We start from the raw sequence: 17,007 nt of genomic DNA, 5'->3' as shown, positions 1-17,007 counted from the left end.
GCGCGGACCGCGCGTCCGGCGGTCGGGCCGGATCCTTGGCACACTCGACTCCGTCGCCGCTCGATCTGCCGGGGCGCGGACGGCGGCCCAGGACGGAGCCCCGGTTGACCACGGGCCGTCACCGACGGCCGACAACCGTACGGGGAGAACCATGTCCGGTACCGCCGCGATCCGTGCCGCCGCCCTGGTGATCATGACGGCCCTCGCCACGGCCTGCCAGCCGTCCGCCGAGGAGGACACCGGAGCGCCGGCCGGCAACTGGGTGGGCACGCCGACCGCCACCGCACCGGCCCCGACCGTCACGGCGTCGCCGTCGCCGGTGACCGCCGCGAACACCGCCGCGGTCTGCGCCGAGGTCGACAAGCTCATCATCGCCAAGAGCAGGCAGATCGCCACCGACTCCGCCGCGGCGACCCGTCGCGACCTCACCCCCGAACAGCTCAACGACCAGGTCAAGGCGAGCCTCGCCGACCTGGCCACCGACGTACGCCGGCAGGCCGCCCGGGCGCAGGACCCGGAGATCAAGGCGCTGGTCACCGACGCCGCGCGGCGGATCGACGCCGGGGCGAGGTCGTCGGCCCCAGTCAAGTGGCTGAGTTCCAGCTTCGTGGCGATCCCGCAGCGGCTCGCTCGGGAGTGCCGCGCCTGACCGACGTCCGTCCCCTGTGACGTGTGCCACCGTCCGCATCGGAGGGTGGGCCCGAGCTCACCATGGGTCACCGCCGCTCGCATTCACCGCTTAGGATGCGAAGCGACCTCGACCCCGGAGGGAGCCACCCCATGGCCCACCCTGTCGACCCGTCCGGCCTCGACCGCGTGCTGTCCGAGACGATGTCCGCGCTCGGGCAGTTCACCGCCGGCGCCGAGACCGACGCACCACTCCCCGAGGGCCACGGCGAGGCGGCCGACGGCCTGGTCCAGGTGACGGTCGGCCCACCCGGCCGGATCACCGCGCTCACCCTCAACCCGCGGGTGATGCGCCTGGCGAGCGAGTCGCTCGCCGAGGAGATCACCCAGGCGGTCAACGCGGCGTTCGCCGACCTCCAGGAGAAGGCCACCGCCGCCGTCCCCGGGCAGGTCGACCTCGGGTCGCTGGGCGACCGGCTGCGCAAGATCCAGGAGGACGCCGGCCGGCAGCTCACCGCGTTCACCGACGCTCTGGTCGAGGCGCAGGATCGGCTCGCCCGGCAGGGCGGCAAATGACGGCGATCGAGGTCGACCCGGACGGGCTGAGCGGGTCCGGCCGCGCGCTGGAAGGGGCGGCCGTCCGTTTCGGCCAGGCGTTGGCCGCGTTCCAGGCCGAGCTGGCCGCCTTCGGCCGGCCCTGGGGCTCGGACGACATCGGCTCGCTGATCGGGGCCGCCCACGACGAGGTGTCCGCCTTCGCGTTCGAGTGCTTCGACAGCGCCCTCCAGGAGATCGCCGCCGCGGGGACGGACCTCACCGGCATGGCCACCCGCTACGCCGAGATCGAGGCCGCCATCAAGCAGGGCTTCGACGGTCTGCACCAGGCCCTGGGCGGCTGACCGTGGGCTTCGAACTCCCCGGCGAGCTGCGCTCGCTGCTCGGCATCCTCGGCTACACCTGGCCCGAGGCGGACGAGGTCAAGCTCTTCGAGATGGGCAACGCCTGGATCCGCTTCTCCGGCACCCTCGCCGGCGTCGTCAGCGAGGCCAACACCGGGGCCACCACCGTCTGGTCCAGCCACACCGGTCAGGACATCACCGCCTTCCAGTCCTGGTGGAACCGGGAGGACAGCCCGGCCGAAAGCCTGCGCGACGGGGTGACCGCGGCGGTGCTCACCGGCACCGGGCTGATCATCTGCGCGGCGATCGTCCTCGCCCTGAAGATCGCGGTGATCGTGCAACTGGTGCTGCTGGCCATCGAGATCGCGCAGGCGATCGCCACGGCGGCGGTCACCTTCGGCGCCTCGCTGCTGGAGATCCCGATCTTCCAGCAGCTCGCCCGGACCATCGTCGGCAACCTCATCCAAGAGGTCATCTGGAAGCTCATCGACGGGTGACGCGGGGATGAGCGGAGGTAAAGCGGGCGGCCGGTTGATGCGGGCCGCGTTGCGCTTCCTGAAGCGGACCAAGGGACGCAACCGCCCCGACCGGATGAATCCGCACTTCACTGAGCACGTGATCGGCGGGGGGCATGTCAAGCCGGGCATGCCCAAGGGAACCGGTTATCACTACCGCCCGGGTGGGCAGGACTTCCCGGGACGCAGGCTGAAGCCGGGGAGCATCGTCAAGGATCCGAAGACCGGGGCGTACACCGCCAAGCCGGAGTTCTTCGATCCGACGCTCAACCCCCCGCACGGGGCGTGGAAGCCGAAGAAGGGACCAAACGGTGGGGAGAGTTCCTTCTTTCCCGATGACTGGACGCCCGCACAGGTGGACAACGCGATCAGTGGCGCCTTCCAGAACGCGAGGCCCGTGCCGAACACCAACCTGTGGCGTGGGAAGCACAAGAACCTCGTGATCGAGGGTTTCTACAATGGCTCGGGCGGGTTCACCCACGGATGGCCTGTCGTCGTCCCCTGATCCGAAGGACCTCTGTTGGCGTTCATCAGTTTCTCGCTCGACGAGTACCGCCTGCCGCTGTTCGAGGTGACGGATCAGCGTTACCGAGCGCTCGGCGCGTGGTTGATCACCGACATCTCGGTCTATCACTCCGTGTGCCTGGACGCGTTGGCGATGATTGACGACGTGTCGCACGGCCGGGCGCTGGAGGACGAGTGGGACAGCGACAAGTACAACGTCAGCTTCACCGCCCAGGGCATCGAGTTTCAGAACGAGTGGGTTGAGGGTGAACGGGGCCACTACTCGCTCGACGAGGTACGCGAGGCGGTCGAGGCATACTGGCGGTTCCTGGCAAGCCGCCCGGAGAACCCCGATCTCATCCGCGAGTACCGGCCGGATCTGCCGCGGTGGCAGGCGGAGCTGTTGCAGTGGGAAGAGACCTGGGGGCGACCGCATCCGTATCGGGGGCGGCTCTTCTGATCAGTCGGCGGCGAGGCGGGCGGCGCGTACCTCCAGATAGCGCTGCTCCGGCAGGCTGGTGGTCGCCCGGGCGGCGGCCAGGTACGCCTCCCGCGCCTCGTCGCGGTCGCCGGCCAGCTCCAGCAGATGGGCGCGGACGGCGGCGAGCCGGTGGTGCCCGGCGGTGCGGTCGTCCGCGTCCAGCGGCGCGAGCAGGGCGAGCCCGGCCCGGGGGCCGTCCACCATGGCCACGGCGGCGGCCTGGTTGAGGGTCACCATCGGGTTCGGCGCGATCCGGGCGAGCACCCGGTAGAGCGCGACGATCTGCGGCCAGTCCGTCTCCGCCGCCGACGGCGCCTCGGCGTGCACCGCCGCGATCGCCGCCTGCACCTGGTACGGGCCCGGCGGCGACCAGGTCAGCGCCTCGGTCACCAGGGCGACCCCCTGCTCGATCTCGCTCCGGTCCCAGCGGGTGCGGTCCTGCTCGGCCAGCGGCACCAGCTCCCCGGCCGGGCCGGTCCGGGCGGCCCGGTGCGCGTCGGTGAGCAGCATCAACGCGAGCAGGCCGACGACCTCGCCGTCGTCCGGCAGCAGCCGGTGCAGCTCCCGGGCCAGCCGGATCGCCTCGCCGGTCAACTCCGCCCGGTGCAGCTCACCGCCGCTGGAGGCCGCGTAACCCTCGTTGAAGATCAGGTAGAGCACGTGCAGCACGGCACGCAGCCGCTCGTCGCGGTCGGCGGCCGAGGGCAGCGCGAAGCGGGCGCCGGCCGCCTCGATCCGCTGCTTGGCGCGGCGGATCCGCTGGCTCATCGTCGCCTCCGGCACCAGGTACGCCCGGGCGATCTCCGCGGTGTTCAGGCCGCCCACTGCGCGCAGCGTGAGCGCCACCTGGGCGGAGACGGTGAGCGCGGGATGGCAGCAGAGGAAGAGCAGCTTCAGCGTGTCGTCCCCGCTCGGCGGCTCCTCGTCGGCGGCCGGGGCGACCGCCCCGTACGCGGCTCGCGGACCGCCACGGCGACCTCGCGGTCCCGGCGGGCCCGTTCGCTGCGCCACTCGTCGGTGAGCCGGCGGGTCGCCACAGTGACCAGCCACGAGCGGGGGTGGTCCGGCACACCCTGCTCCGGCCACTGGGTGGCCGCGGCGAGCAGCGCCTCCTGCACGGCGTCCTCGCAGGCGTAGAACTGGCCGTGCCGGCGGACGAGCACGCCGAGGACCTGCGGCGCGAGGGTGCGCAGCAGGTCCTCGACGACGGGCGACGTCACATCTCCGCCCCGGCCTCGTCCATCACCGGACGCACCTCCAGCACCCCGACACCGCGCCGCACGTCCGGCCAGTTCGCCGCGATCTCGGCGGCCCGCTCCGGGGTCTCGCAGTCGACCATCAGGTAGCCCGCGAACTGCTCCTTGCTCTCCACGAACGGCCCGTCGGTGATCTCGACGCCGGCCGTGCCGGCCCGCACCGTCCGGGTCTGCGACGGGTGCGCCAGGGCCTCACCGCCGACCAGCTCCCCGGACTCGGACAGTTGCTTCATGATCTCGTCGACCTCGCCGAAGATCGCGTTCCGGTCCGCCTCGGACAGCTCCTCGACGAAGCCCGGCCGGTTCCAGATCAGCAGCATGTACTTCACGGTCCACTCCTCGGATACGGGCCACCGGCGGTGGCGCCTCTCGCAGACGGGTCGGAGCCGGGACGTCCGATCCGACATCCGCCCCGAGAAAAGTCAGCGACCCCGGCGTACCGACCGGCGCGCCGGGGCGCCGACGTCGAGCGAGGCCCGGTCGGCGGCCGACGTGCCCGAGGTCCAGCCCTCGGCGTCGCGCACCTGGAGCCGGTGCCGGGTGACGCCGGGAAAGAGCTGGTCGACGCGTTCCTGGACGGCCTCGGAGCGGGCGGCGAGCACCGGGAGCAGCGCGTCGCCAGTGCGCTCCTCGGCCGCCGCCCGGTCCGCCGCCGCGGTCACCGCCCGCAGCCGCTCGCCGATCCGCAGCGCGAACGCGTTGAGGAAGGACTCGTCGTAGCCCTTGGTGCGCCGGCCACTGCCCGCGCGCCGTTCGCCCCGGCCGCGCAGCATGGCCGCGGTGGCCTGCACCAGCAGCGAGGTATGCAGCAGCTCGACCGCCGCCAGGTCGGTGGGGAAGCCGAGCACGGTGGCGAAGCCGAGATCGTCGGACCACACCGACTCGCACCGGTTCGCCGCCGCCACCTCCTGGATCAGCAGCGCCTTCGCCGCCGCGTACGGGGCGTCGGTGCCGAGGCGGATCCCACCGGGCCGGTCCGGGCGCTCGGCGGTCGCGTCGAGCAGGGCGGCGTCGATGCTGTGCCGGGCCATCAGCTCCTGCGCCTTCCCGGTGAGCGCCTCCGCCTCGGCGGGGAAGGTGGTCGACTCGGCCTTGGCCAGCAGGGCGCGTACCCGGTCCAGCATCCGCGAGCCGGTGCCCGGCGCGGTGGTGCGCGGGGCGGCGGCCGGCCCGCCCGGCGGCGGGCGGAGCACCGCGATCGGCGGCAGCCCCTCGACCAGCGCGAGCGCGTCGACCGCGTCCCGCAGCGCGGTGATCCGGTCGCCCCCGGCCCGGCGGTCCAGCCAGCCCGCGTCGCCGTCCCAGCGCGCGTCCAGCTCGGCGAGCTGGTCGTCGAACCACTGCGGGACCGGGCCCGGCTGCTCCCGCCGCTGGGCCGCCAGCACGTCCCGGAGCAGCCGGCCGCCCCGGGGTTCGAGCCGCCGGGTCGCGATCCGGTCCAGGTCGGCCGGCTGCCAGCCCCGCGGCCAGAGCCGCCCGACGCCGCGGACCAGGCGGGCCAGCAGCGCCGCGTCCACCGCCGGGCCGTCGCCGACCACCAGCCGGTCGAGGGCGCGTTCGGCCGCCCGTACGTCGGTGCCGCGTGTCGCCGCGAGGGCGTCGGCGAGCAGCTGCTCGGCGTCCGGCACGGGTGGGCCCTCCTCTCCTCGCGGTCGTCGCGTGATCCACTCGGGGCGCGGCACTTTGCGCCGCCCGGTCCGTCCCCGAGGCGGCCCGGGCGTCCGGGCCCTCGCCGGTACCCGGACAGCGCGAGATGCCGCATCCGGTCGGCGCGGGCGGGTCGCGCCCCGAGGAGGGACGGTACCGGCGGTCCGGCTGCCGCCGCTCGTGAGCGCGCTCACCCGGGCGTGCGATCGAGCTGCTGGTGAAGCTCCGGCCGGGCGGCCGAAGCCCGGGCCTGACCAGCCGGTCAGCGGGGCAACGAGGCCCGCAGCGCGTTGCCACTGCACCTCGATCGAGTCCGCCGACCTCGAAGCGCGCCAGTTCGGTGGCGATCCGGACCACCACGCTGAGCCGCGCGAGTCGGACCGACCGGGGCGGAAGGGACGGCCGGGCCGGTCCCCCCGGTGAGGGGAACCGGCCCGGCGACGGTCACCGCCGGAGCAGGGCGAAGACTCCCCAGCCCAGGTACTCCCGCTGGTGGCGGACGTGCCGGAGCGGGTCCTCGGTCAGTTCCCGGCGCAGCTCCCCGGCCAGTTCGTCGTCGGGGTGGGCGTCCAGCCAGCGGCGCAGGTTGAGCCAGTGCGCCGCCGCGTACCGGTCCCAGCTGTCCTGGTCGGCGAGGACCATCTCCACCAGGTCCCAGCCGTACTCCCCGAAGAGGCCGACCAGCCCGGGGAGGTCCCGAAACTCGTCCCGGGACCGGGCGTGGCACCCGGCCACCGTCTCCTCGTCGGGCGGGTCGAGCCGCCAGTAGGGCTCCCCGACCAGCGCCATCCCGCCGGGGCGCAGGCTGCGCCGGAGGATCTCCAGGGTGCCGGGGACACCCCCGCCGATCCAGGTGGCGCCGACACAGGCGGCCAGGTCGACGGGCTCCTCGGGTACGAAGGTCGCGGCGTCGCCGTGCACGAACCGGACCCGGTCGGCGACGCCCAGCTCGACGGCGCGCTCCCGGGCCGCGGCGGTGAAGGCGGTGCTGATGTCCACGCCGGTGCCGGTCACCCCGTGGTCCCGGGCCCAGGTGCAGAGCAGCTCGCCCTTGCCGCTGCACAGGTCGAGGATCGACGTGCCGGGCGCGAGCTTGATCGCCCGACCCAGGGTGGCCAACTTGCCGGCGTCGAACGGATTGAGGATCCGGAGGTCGCCCTCGCGGATGACGAAGCTACGTGGCAGATCCAATGCGGTCACTCCTGAAGGTGGTCTGGTGGGGCAGGTCGATTCGCTTGATCGCGCTCGGCACGGGCACCAAAACACCCTCTTCGCATCTCGGAGTGACGTCGCGGCGACGTTAGCCGTCATCCGGCGGAGCACCAACCGAAATACCCGGTGGGCCGCCCACACCGGCGCCGGCCCCGAGGTGTCGGCCGTACGGATATCTGCTGTGGTCAATGTCACGTTAGCGTCTCCGCACGTCGGCAACCGCGCCGGCGCTCCGACGGGAGAACGCCATGAAGACACCATGGAAAGCCGCCGCCACCCTCGCCGCGGCCCTCCTCCTGGTCCTGCCCGGTGGCACCGCCGCCCGGGCGGCGGGCACGCCGTACACCAAGACCCCGGTCGCCGGCTCGCTCCGCAGCTATCCGGTCTCCGCCGTGTACGTCGCCGGGGTCTCCTCCGGCGGATACCTGGCCACCCAGTTGCAGGTCGCGTACTCGGCGCGGATCCGGGGCGCGGCCGTCTTCGCCGCCGGCCCGTACTACTGCGCCCAGAACAACGTCGCCCAGGCGCTCTACGGCTGCGGCGACAACATCTACCCGACGTACGTCTCCACCCTGGAGAGCTACACCCGCACCTGGGCGTCGTACGGCTGGATCGACGGGACCGGCAACCTCTCCGGCCAGCCGGTCTACGTCTACCACGGCGGCAACGACAACACCGTGAAGAAGTCCGTCACCGACGACCTGGTCCGCTACTACCAGGACTTCGGCGCCAGCGTCCGCTACGACAGCGGCAGCGCCGCGGGCCACGCCTGGGTCACCCCGTACGGCACCGTCGGCTGCACGGCGACCGCCTCGCCGTTCCTCAACGACTGCGGCACCGACCCGGAGGGCAGCTTCCTCGGCAAACTGCTCGGCTCGGTCTCCGCCCCGAACACCGGGCCGCTCGGCGGCACGCTCATCCGGTTCAGCCAAGACACCTTCGCCACCAACGGCTGGGCCAACGGGCTGAGCATGGACGCCAACGGCTTTGCGTACGTGCCGAGCGCCTGCGCCGCCGGCCAGACCTGCCGGCTGCTGGTCGCCCTGCACGGCTGCGCCCAGGGGTACGCGAAGGTCGGCACCGCGTTCGTCGACCGGGCGAACCTCAACCAGTACGCCGACACCAACCGGCTGATCGTGCTCTACCCGCAGGCCATCGCGACCGGGGTGAACCCGAACGGCTGCTGGGACTGGTGGGGCTACCTCGGCGCCACCAACTACCCGATCAAGGGCGGCTACCAGGTCGAGACGATCATGAACATGGTCCGCCGCCTGGACGGCTGACCCCGTCCCCGGCGCGCTCGGGCCGGACCGCCCGGATTCGCGGAAAGAGTGGCCATGGCACGTGCCATGGCCACTCTTTCGGCGAAAGTGCGGCCAACCGAGGCGGACCGGGCCTGCGTGAAGAGCGCGTCAAGAAATCGGGTGCCGCCGTCACGGTTCCGTTATGACCCCTGTCCGTCCGGCCGGTGTGGCGTTGTGATTGCCCGGCGCGACCGGGAGGCGGTCGCGGGGACGTCCGCAAGGGGAGTCAGCCGTGTCTGACCTGGTGTTCGTGCTGATCACGGTGGGGCTGTTCGCAGCGCTCGCCCTCGTCGTACGCGGGGTGGAGAAGCTGTGAGCGTGGTGAACGCGGTCGGTCTGGTGCTGGCGATCGGCCTCGGCGTGTTCCTGGTCGTCGCCCTGCTGTTCCCGGAGCGCTTCTGATGACCACGACAACAGCCGGTGTTGTCTTCCTGCTGTCCCTGGCGGCGGCGCTCGTCGCGGTCCACAAGCCGTTCGGCGACTACATGTTCCGGGTGGTCTCCGGCGCCCGGCAGTCCCGCGTCGAGCGGGGGATCTACCGCCTGGTCGGGGTGAACCCGGCCGCCGAGCAGACCTGGGCCGTGTACGCCCGCAGCCTGCTGGCCTTCTCCGCGGTGTCGATCCTGTTCCTGTACGCGTTCCTGCGGCTGCAGAACCACCTGTGGCTGTCGCTGGGTTTCCCGCCGGTGATGACCCACGGCGCCTGGAACACCGCGGTCTCGTTCGTGACCAACACGAACTGGCAGTGGTACTCGGGTGAGTCGACCATGGGCCACCTGGTGCAGATGGCCGGGCTGGCGGTGCAGAACTTCGTCTCCGCCGCGGTCGGCATCGCCGTGGCGGTCGCCCTGGTCCGCGGGTTCGCCCGCAGCCGGACCGGCGAACTCGGCAACTTCTGGGTCGACCTGACCCGGATCACGCTGCGGATCTTGCTGCCGATCGCGGTGCTCGGCGCGCTCGCCCTGATGTTCGGCGGGGCGGTGCAGAACCTCTCCGGCGGCACCGACGTCACCACGCTGACCGGCGGCACCCAGACGATCACCGGCGGGCCGGTGGCCAGCCAGGAAGTGATCAAGGAGCTGGGCACCAACGGCGGTGGCTTCTACAACACCAACAGCGCCCACCCGTTCGAGAACCCGACGACCTGGACGAACTGGCTGGAGATCTTCCTGATCCTGGTGATCCCGTTCAGCCTGCCCCGCGTCTTCGGGCGGATGGTCGGCCAGAGCCGGCAGGGCTACGCGATCGCGGCGGTCATGGCCATCCTGGCGCTGGCCAGCGTCACCCTGACCAACGTCTTCGAGTTGGCCGGGCACGGCACCGTCCCGCAGGCGGTCGCCGCCGCGATGGAGGGCAAGGACGTCCGGTTCGGCGTCTCGAACTCGGCGACCTTCGCCGCCGCCACCACGCTCACCTCGACCGGCGCGGTGAACTCCTTCCACGACTCGTACAGCGCGCTCGGCGGGATGATGACCCTGGGCAACATGATGCTCGGTGAGGTGGCTCCGGGTGGCGTCGGTGCCGGCCTCTACGGCCTGTTGATCCTCGCGGTGGTCACCGTGTTCGTGGCCGGCCTGATGGTGGGTCGCACCCCGGAATACCTGGGCAAGAAGATCGGCTCCCGCGAGATCAAGCTCGCCTCGCTGTACTTCCTGATCACGCCCGTCCTGGTGCTGGCCGGTACGGCGGCCGCCTTCGCCACCGGCAACAGCTCGACCGCGTCGAACGTCGGCCCGCACGGCCTGTCCGAGGTGCTCTACGCGTTCACCTCGGCGAGCAACAACAACGGCTCCGCGTTCGCCGGCATCACGGTGAACACGCCGTGGTGGAACACCGCGCTCGGGCTGTGCATGCTGCTCGGCCGGTTCCTGCCGATCATCTTCGTGCTCGCGCTGGCCGGCTCGCTGGCCCGCCAGAAACCCACCCCCGCCTCCGAGGGCACCCTGCCGACCCACCGACCGCTCTTCGTCGGGATGGTCGTCGGCGTCACCGTGATCCTTGTGGCGCTGACCTTCCTGCCCGCGCTCGCGCTCGGCCCCCTCGCGGAGGGGCTGTGACCACCATGAGGAACAAGGACATGTCCGTCACGCCCGTGACATCCGGCACCGGCGAGGAACCGGTCGCCGGTACCCCGGCCACCCAGGGCGACCGGGTGGGCGGGGGCCTGCTCGACCCGAAGCAGCTGATCCGGTCCCTGCCGGACGCGCTGCGCAAGCTGGACCCGCGCACCCTGTGGCGCAACCCGGTGATGCTGATCGTCGAGATCGGCGCGGTCTTCACCACCGTCCTGGCCGTGGCCGACCCGTCGGTGTTCGCCTGGGCCATCACGGTCTGGCTGTGGCTCACCGTGATCTTCGCGAACCTCGCCGAGGCGGTCGCCGAGGGGCGGGGCAAGGCGCAGGCCGCGACGCTGCGGCAGGCGAAGAAGGACACCATCGCCACCCGGCTGATCGGCTGGACCCCGGGCGCGCCGGCCAACCGCTACCGGGACGAGGCGGTGCCGGGGCCGGAGCTGAGGCAGGGCGACATCGTCCTGGTGGAGGCCGGGCAGATCATCCCGGGCGACGGCGACGTGGTCGAGGGCATCGCCAGCGTCGACGAGTCCGCCATCACCGGCGAGTCCGCGCCGGTGATCCGGGAGTCCGGCGGTGACCGCAGCGCGGTCACCGCCGGCACCAGGGTGCTCTCCGACCGGATCATCGTCAAGATCACCCAGAAGCCGGGCGAGAGCTTCGTCGACCGGATGATCGCCCTGGTCGAGGGCGCCAACCGGCAGAAGACCCCGAACGAGATCGCGCTGAACATCCTGCTCGCCGCGCTCACGATCATCTTCCTGCTGGCCGTCGTCACCCTCCAGCCGCTGGCGATCTTCGCCAAGGGCTACCAGGCGGCCGCCCCCGACACCGGCGCGATCACCGATGCCGGCGTCACCGGCGTGGTCCTGGTCTCCCTGCTGGTCTGCCTGATCCCGACCACCATCGGGGCGTTGCTGTCGGCGATCGGCATCGCCGGCATGGACCGGCTGGTGCAGCGCAACGTGTTGGCCGTGAGCGGCCGGGCGGTCGAGGCGGCCGGCGACGTGAACACCCTGCTGCTGGACAAGACCGGCACCATCACCCTGGGCAACCGGCAGGCGGACGAGTTCCTCCCGGTGACCGGCGTGACCGCGGGCGAGGTCGCCGACGCGGCGCAGCTGTCCAGCCTCGCCGACGAGACGCCCGAGGGCCGCTCGATCGTGGTGCTCGCGAAGAACGAGTTCGGGCTGCGCGAGCGGGAGTCGGGTCTGATCCCGCACGCCACGTTCGTGCCGTTCACCGCCCAGACCCGAATGAGCGGCGTCGACCTCGCCCCGGACGGCACCGCCGCCGGCGGTGCCACCGGGCCGACCCGGCGGATCCGCAAGGGCGCCGCCGCCGCCGTGATGAAGTGGGTCCGGGAGAACGGCGGCCATCCCACCGAGCAGGTGGGGCAACTCGTCGACGAGATCAGCGGCATCGGTGGCACCCCGCTCGTCGTCGCCGAGCACGTCGCGGGCGAACCGGCCCGGGCGCTCGGCATCGTCCACCTGAAGGACATCGTCAAGACGGGGATGCGGGAGCGGTTCGACGAGATGCGCCGGATGGGCATCCGGACCGTCATGATCACCGGCGACAACCCGCGTACCGCCAGGGCGATCGCGGAGGAGGCCGGGGTGGACGACTTCCTCGCGGAGGCCACTCCGGAGGACAAGCTGGCCCTGATCAAGAAGGAGCAGGAGGGCGGCCGGCTGGTCGCCATGACGGGGGACGGCACCAACGACGCACCCGCCCTCGCCCAGGCGGACGTCGGCGTGGCGATGAACACCGGCACGTCGGCCGCCAAGGAAGCCGGCAACATGGTCGACCTCGACTCCGACCCGACCAAGCTGATCGAGATCGTGGAGATTGGCAAGCAGTTGCTGATCACCCGGGGCGCGCTGACCACGTTCAGCATCGCGAACGACGTCGCGAAGTACTTCGCGATCATCCCGGCGATGTTCGCCGGCATCTACCCGAGCCTGGACGCGCTGAACATCATGCGCCTGGCCAGCCCGGAGTCGGCGATCCTGTCGGCGGTCATCTTCAACGCGATCGTCATCGTCGCGCTGATCCCGCTGGCCCTGCGCGGCGTGCGCTACCGGCCGGCGAGCGCGTCGCAGCTGCTCAGCCGCAACCTGTTGCGCTACGGCCTGGGCGGCATCATCGTGCCGTTCCTCGGCATCAAGCTCATCGACCTGCTCATCCAGTTCGTTCCGGGGATCTCGTGATGCGCCTCCCTAGCTGGCTCGCCCAGCATCTGGCCGCGCTGCGCGCGCTGCTTGTGTTCACCGTCCTGCTCGGCCTCGCGTACCCGTTGGCGCTGGTCGCCGTCGGCCGGATCCCCGGCCTCGCCGGCAGGGCCGACGGCTCGCTGGTGAGCGTCAACGGCAAGACCGTGGGCAGCTCGCTCATCGGGCAGTCCTTCACCGACGCGGACGGCAACCCCGTCCCGCGCTACTTCCAGTCCCGGCCGTCCGCGGCCGGCGACGGCTACGACCCCACCGCCACCGCGGCCAGCAACCTGGGCCCGGAGAGCGTGGTCGACACCATCGCCACCAACCCTGACGACGCCAGGCAGAGCCTGCTCACCCAGGTCTGCTCCCGCAGCAAGGCGATCGGCGACCTCGACGGGGTCGACGGGCGGCGCCCGTACTGCACCCCGGACGGGGTGGGCGCGGTCCTGGCCGTGTTCCGCGCCGACGGGCTGACCGGCCCGGTCACCCGGGTGGTGAGCGTCAACCAGGTCGCTCCGGCCACCCCGTTCGTCGCCAGCTATCAGGGGCTACCGGTGGAACTGGCCCAGCCCGGCCACGACTACGTCGCCGAGGGCGGCGTGATCACCCCCATCCGGGGTGACGCGCCCGCCGAGCCGGCGGTGCCGGCCGACGCGGTCACCGCCGGCGGCAGCGGCCTCGACCCGCACATCAGCCCGGCGTACGCGGAGATCCAGGTGGCCCGGGTGGCGCGCGAGCGGGGTGCGGACCCGGCGGCGGTCCGCCGCCTGGTGCGGGAACACATCAGCGGCCGGGCGCTCGGCTTCATGGGGGAGCCCGCGGTCAACGTGCTCGAGCTCAACCTCGCGCTCGACCGGGAGTTCCCCGCCCGCTGACACGATTGAGAAGGGGCTCGCCAGGCGCTGAGAAGGGCCCCTCCTTTCAGCAATCAGGGAGGATTGTTCCCGTGCCAAGGGGAGAGCTCCGCATCCACCTCGGGGCCGCCCCCGGCGTCGGCAAGACGTACGCGATGCTGGAGGAGGCCCAGCGGCGGGCCGACCGGGGCACCGACGTGGTGATCGGCCTGGTCGAGACCCACGGCCGGCCGCACACCGCGGCGATGATCGGCGATCTCGAGGTGGTGCCCCGGCGCACCGTCGGCTACCGGGGCGTCGAGTTCACCGAGATGGACCTCGCCGCGGTGCTGGCCCGCCGGCCGGAGGTCGCCGTGGTCGACGAGCTGGCGCACACCAACGTGCCCGGCTCCCGCCACGAGAAGCGCTGGCAGGACGTCCAGGAGCTGCTCGACGCCGGGATCAGCGTGCTGACCACCGTCAACATCCAGCACCTCGAGTCGCTCAACGACGTGGTCGCGCAGATCACCGGCATCACCCAGCAGGAGACGGTGCCGGACCAGGTGGTCCGGGCCGCGGAGCAGGTCGAGCTGGTCGACATGACCCCGGAGGCGTTGCGCCGGCGGATGGCCCACGGCAACATCTACCGCCCCGACAAGATCGACGCGGCCCTGGGCAACTACTTCCGGGTCGGCAACCTGACCGCCCTGCGGGAACTGGCCCTGCTCTGGCTCGCCGACAAGGTCGACGAGCAGCTCGACGCGTACCGCGCCCAGCAGGGCATCTCGGCCACCTGGGAGGCTCGGGAGCGGGTGGTGGTGGCGCTCACCGGGGGGCCGGAGGGGGAGACCCTGATCCGGCGGGCGGCCCGGATCGCGGCCCGCAGCAAGGGGGCGGACCTGCTCGCCGTGCACGTGGCCCGCAGCGACGGCCTGGCCGGGGCCGACCCGGCCCAGCTGGCCCGGCAGCGGGTGCTGGTGGAGAGCCTGGGCGGCACCTACCACCAGGTGCTCGGCACCGACATCCCGGCGGCGTTGCTGGACTTCGCCCGCGGCGTCAACGCCACCCAGCTCGTGCTCGGCGCGAGCCGGCGGGGACGGTTCGCCCAGGTGCTGTCCCGGGGCGTCGGCGTCACCACCACCGCGCTGTCCGGCCCGATCGACGTACACCTGGTCACGCACGCCGAGGCCGGGCGGGGTCGGCGCGGCGCGGCGGTGCCCGCCGCGCTGTCCCGCCGGCGCCGGCTGCTCGGGTTCGCGCTCGCCGTGCTCGGCATGCCCGCCCTGACCGGGCTGCTGTGGGTGCTGCCCGACCTCATGCTGACCAACGACATCCTGCTCTTCCTCGCCGGCGTGGTCGGCGTCGCGCTGGTGGGCGGCCGGTGGCCGGCGCTGGTCGCCGCCCTGGGCGGTTCCCTGCTGCTCAACTGGTTCTTCACCCCACCCTTCTTCACGCTCACCATCGCCGAGGCGGACAACCTGCTCGCGCTCGGCGTCTTCGTCGGCGTCGCGGTCGCGGTGAGCTGGGTGGTCGACGTGGCCGCCCGGCGTACCCGGGAGGCGGCGCGGGCCTCCGCCGACGCGCAGACCCTGGCCACCGTCGCCGGCGGGGTGCTGCGCGGCGAGCGGCCGCTGCGGGCCCTCCTGGACCGGCTGCGGGAGACCTTCGCGCTGCGCGCGGTGAGCGTGCTGGAGCTGGTCGCCGAGGCCGAGGGACGCCCCGGCCGGGCCCGGGAGGAGGCGGCCTGGCGGGTCGTGGCCGCCGTCGGCGACGCGCCGCCGGGCAGCCCCGGCGCCGGGGAGACCGCCGTGCCGGTGGACGAGCGGCTCACCGTGGTGCTCGCCGGCCGGCGGCTGGAGGCCGCCGACCGGCGGGTGGTCGAGGCGTTCGCCGCCCAGGCCGCCGTCGCGCTCCGCCAGGAACGCCTCGCCGAGGAGGCCGCCGCCGCCCGGCCGCTCGCCGAGGCCGACCGGATGCGCACGGCGCTGCTCGCCGCGGTCAGCCACGACCTGCGTACGCCGCTGGCCTCGGCGAAGGCGGCGGTGAGCAGCCTGCGCAGCCACGACGTGGAGTTCGGCGCGGAGGACCGCGAGGAGCTGCTGGCCACCGCCGACGAGTCCCTGGACCGGCTCGGCCGGCTGGTGGCGAACCTGCTCGACATGAGCCGGCTCCAGGCCGGCGTGCTCGGCGTGACCGCCACCGCGGTCGGGCTGGAGGACGTCGTACCCCGGTCCCTGGACGAGCTCGGGCCGGCGGCCGCCGACGTCGCCACCGACATACCCGCCGACCTGCCGGCGGTCACCGCCGACCCGGGCCTGCTGGAACGGGTGCTGGTCAACGTCGTGGCCAACGCCCTGCGGCACAGCCCGCCCGGGCAGCCGCCGACCATCACCGCCAGCGCCCATGCCGGCCAGGTCGAGCTGCGGGTCATCGACACCGGCCCGGGCATCCCCGAGGATCAGTGGGAGCACGTCTTCCTGCCGTTCCAGCGCCTCGGCGACCGGGACAACCAGACCGGGGTGGGGCTCGGGCTCGCGCTGTCCCGCGGACTGGCCGAGGCGATGGGTGGCAGCATCACCCCCGAGACCACCCCGGGCGGAGGGCTGACCATGGTGCTGCGGCTGCCCGCCGCCGAGGCTTCCGAAGGGGCGCGCCCATGACCCGGATCCTGGTCGTCGACGACGAACCGCAGATCCTGCGTGCCCTGCGGATCAACCTGCGAGCCCGCGGCTACGACGTCCAGGTCGCCGAGGACGGGGCCACCGCCCTCAAGGCCGCCGCCGGCCACCCGCCGGACCTGGTGGTGCTCGACCTCGGCCTGCCCGACCTGGACGGCGTCGAGGTGATCCGCGGCCTGCGCGGTTGGACCACGGTGCCGATCATCGTGCTCTCCGGCCGGGCCGGCAGCGAGGACAAGGTCTCCGCCCTGGACGCCGGCGCCGACGACTACGTCACCAAGCCGTTCGGGGTGGACGAGCTGCTCGCCCGCATCCGCGCCGTGACCCGCCGGCTCGGCGGCACCACGCCGGCCACCCCCGTGTTCCGGATCGGCCGGCACACCGTCGATCTGGCCGACCGGACGGTCACCCGGGACGACGGCGCCGAGGTCAAGCTCACCCCGACCCAGTGGGCCATGCTGGAGCAACTGCTCCGCAACCCGGGCAAGCTGATCAGCCAGCGGCAGCTGCTGCACGACGTCTGGGGTCCGGAGTACCACCACGAGACCAACTACCTGCGGCAGTTCATGGCACAGCTGCGCCGCAAGCTGGAGGACGACCCGGCCCGGCCCCGGCATCTGATCACCGAGCCGGGCATGGGCTACCGCTACCGCCCCTGACCGTGTCTGCCGCGAGTCAACTCGGGTCGGATGCCGCTCGCGCTCCGGGTTTCACCCACCCGGGCGGGGGAATCGGTGGCGGGACCAGGCCGGCGGGGCGG

The 17,007-nt window shown here is 72.7% G+C and carries 16 protein-coding genes and 1 pseudogene; 13 read left to right on the top strand and 4 right to left on the bottom strand.

Annotated features, from left to right (window positions below):
- Window positions 1-151: 151 nt before the first annotated feature.
- The 6 genes from FXF52_RS19490 to FXF52_RS19465 all read left to right on the top strand — a co-directional run bounded on the left by FXF52_RS19490 (window position 152) and on the right by FXF52_RS19465 (window position 3,005).
- The gene (locus FXF52_RS19490) at window positions 152-649 is read left to right on the top strand and encodes a hypothetical protein (RefSeq protein WP_148798573.1); all 498 of its coding nucleotides are present in this window, start codon (window positions 152-154) and stop codon (window positions 647-649) included.
- A 131-nt stretch (window positions 650-780) separates the two neighbouring features.
- Window positions 781-1,203 (top strand): YbaB/EbfC family nucleoid-associated protein, encoded by a 423-nt coding sequence (locus FXF52_RS19485; protein ID WP_148798571.1) that lies wholly within the window; start codon window positions 781-783, stop codon window positions 1,201-1,203.
- On the top strand, window positions 1,200-1,526 hold the full coding sequence (locus FXF52_RS19480; RefSeq protein ID WP_148798569.1) for a hypothetical protein: 327 nt from the start codon (window positions 1,200-1,202) through the stop codon (window positions 1,524-1,526). The genes FXF52_RS19485 and FXF52_RS19480 overlap by 4 nt, the downstream gene beginning before the upstream one ends.
- A gap of 2 nt (window positions 1,527-1,528) precedes the next feature.
- Entirely contained in the window at window positions 1,529-2,023 is a 495-nt protein-coding gene (locus tag FXF52_RS19475) for a hypothetical protein (RefSeq protein WP_148798567.1), read from the top strand.
- Window positions 2,024-2,030: 7 nt separating this feature from the next.
- Complete coding sequence (locus FXF52_RS19470) at window positions 2,031-2,546, top strand: EndoU domain-containing protein (protein WP_255472121.1); 516 nt, start codon at window positions 2,031-2,033, stop codon at window positions 2,544-2,546.
- Between the two features lie 15 nt (window positions 2,547-2,561).
- A complete protein-coding gene (locus FXF52_RS19465) occupies window positions 2,562-3,005 on the top strand; it encodes a hypothetical protein (protein WP_148798565.1) in 444 nt (147 codons plus the stop codon).
- Here the strand turns inward: FXF52_RS19465 and FXF52_RS19460 are convergent.
- The 4 genes and pseudogenes from FXF52_RS19460 to FXF52_RS19445 all read right to left on the bottom strand — a co-directional run bounded on the left by FXF52_RS19460 (window position 3,006) and on the right by FXF52_RS19445 (window position 7,129).
- Window positions 3,006-4,246: pseudogene (locus FXF52_RS19460) on the bottom strand (RNA polymerase sigma factor).
- Complete coding sequence (locus FXF52_RS19455) at window positions 4,243-4,602, bottom strand: YciI family protein (protein ID WP_255472126.1); 360 nt, start codon at window positions 4,600-4,602, stop codon at window positions 4,243-4,245. The pseudogene FXF52_RS19460 and the gene FXF52_RS19455 overlap by 4 nt, the downstream one beginning before the upstream one ends.
- A 102-nt stretch (window positions 4,603-4,704) precedes the next feature.
- Window positions 4,705-5,910, bottom strand: a complete 1,206-nt coding sequence (locus FXF52_RS19450) for a DUF2786 domain-containing protein (protein ID WP_148798560.1) — start codon at window positions 5,908-5,910, stop codon at window positions 4,705-4,707.
- 463 nt (window positions 5,911-6,373) lie between these two features.
- On the bottom strand, window positions 6,374-7,129 hold the full coding sequence (locus FXF52_RS19445; RefSeq protein ID WP_222870578.1) for a cyclopropane-fatty-acyl-phospholipid synthase family protein: 756 nt from the start codon (window positions 7,127-7,129) through the stop codon (window positions 6,374-6,376).
- Window positions 7,130-7,389: 260 nt separating this feature from the next.
- On the opposite strand from FXF52_RS19445, the gene FXF52_RS19440 reads away from it, so the two are divergent.
- The 7 genes from FXF52_RS19440 to FXF52_RS19410 all read left to right on the top strand — a co-directional run bounded on the left by FXF52_RS19440 (window position 7,390) and on the right by FXF52_RS19410 (window position 16,906).
- Window positions 7,390-8,424, top strand: coding sequence for a PHB depolymerase family esterase (locus FXF52_RS19440; protein ID WP_148798556.1), 1,035 nt, complete (start codon window positions 7,390-7,392; stop codon window positions 8,422-8,424).
- A 333-nt stretch (window positions 8,425-8,757) separates the two neighbouring features.
- Complete coding sequence (gene kdpF, locus FXF52_RS19435; RefSeq protein ID WP_148798554.1) at window positions 8,758-8,847, top strand: K(+)-transporting ATPase subunit F; 90 nt, start codon at window positions 8,758-8,760, stop codon at window positions 8,845-8,847.
- Window positions 8,847-10,502 (top strand): potassium-transporting ATPase subunit KdpA, encoded by a 1,656-nt coding sequence (gene kdpA, locus FXF52_RS19430; RefSeq protein ID WP_148798552.1) that lies wholly within the window; start codon window positions 8,847-8,849, stop codon window positions 10,500-10,502. Before kdpF ends, kdpA begins: the two co-directional genes overlap by 1 nt.
- 20 nt (window positions 10,503-10,522) lie before the next feature.
- Window positions 10,523-12,730, top strand: a complete 2,208-nt coding sequence (gene kdpB / locus FXF52_RS19425; RefSeq protein ID WP_255472120.1) for a potassium-transporting ATPase subunit KdpB — start codon at window positions 10,523-10,525, stop codon at window positions 12,728-12,730.
- On the top strand, window positions 12,730-13,611 hold the full coding sequence (locus tag FXF52_RS19420) for a potassium-transporting ATPase subunit C (protein WP_148798550.1): 882 nt from the start codon (window positions 12,730-12,732) through the stop codon (window positions 13,609-13,611). Before kdpB ends, FXF52_RS19420 begins: the two co-directional genes overlap by 1 nt.
- Before the next feature lie 71 nt (window positions 13,612-13,682).
- Window positions 13,683-16,229, top strand: a complete 2,547-nt coding sequence (locus FXF52_RS19415; RefSeq protein WP_148798548.1) for a DUF4118 domain-containing protein — start codon at window positions 13,683-13,685, stop codon at window positions 16,227-16,229.
- Complete coding sequence (locus tag FXF52_RS19410; protein WP_148798546.1) at window positions 16,226-16,906, top strand: response regulator; 681 nt, start codon at window positions 16,226-16,228, stop codon at window positions 16,904-16,906. Before FXF52_RS19415 ends, FXF52_RS19410 begins: the two co-directional genes overlap by 4 nt.
- The last annotated feature ends 101 nt before the right edge of the window (window positions 16,907-17,007 follow it).

The sequence above is a fragment of the Micromonospora sp. MP36 genome (genome assembly GCF_008119785.1).
In the GTDB taxonomy this organism is placed as follows: domain Bacteria; phylum Actinomycetota; class Actinomycetes; order Mycobacteriales; family Micromonosporaceae; genus Micromonospora.
This window is presented reverse-complemented; position numbering and strand designations above follow the sequence as displayed.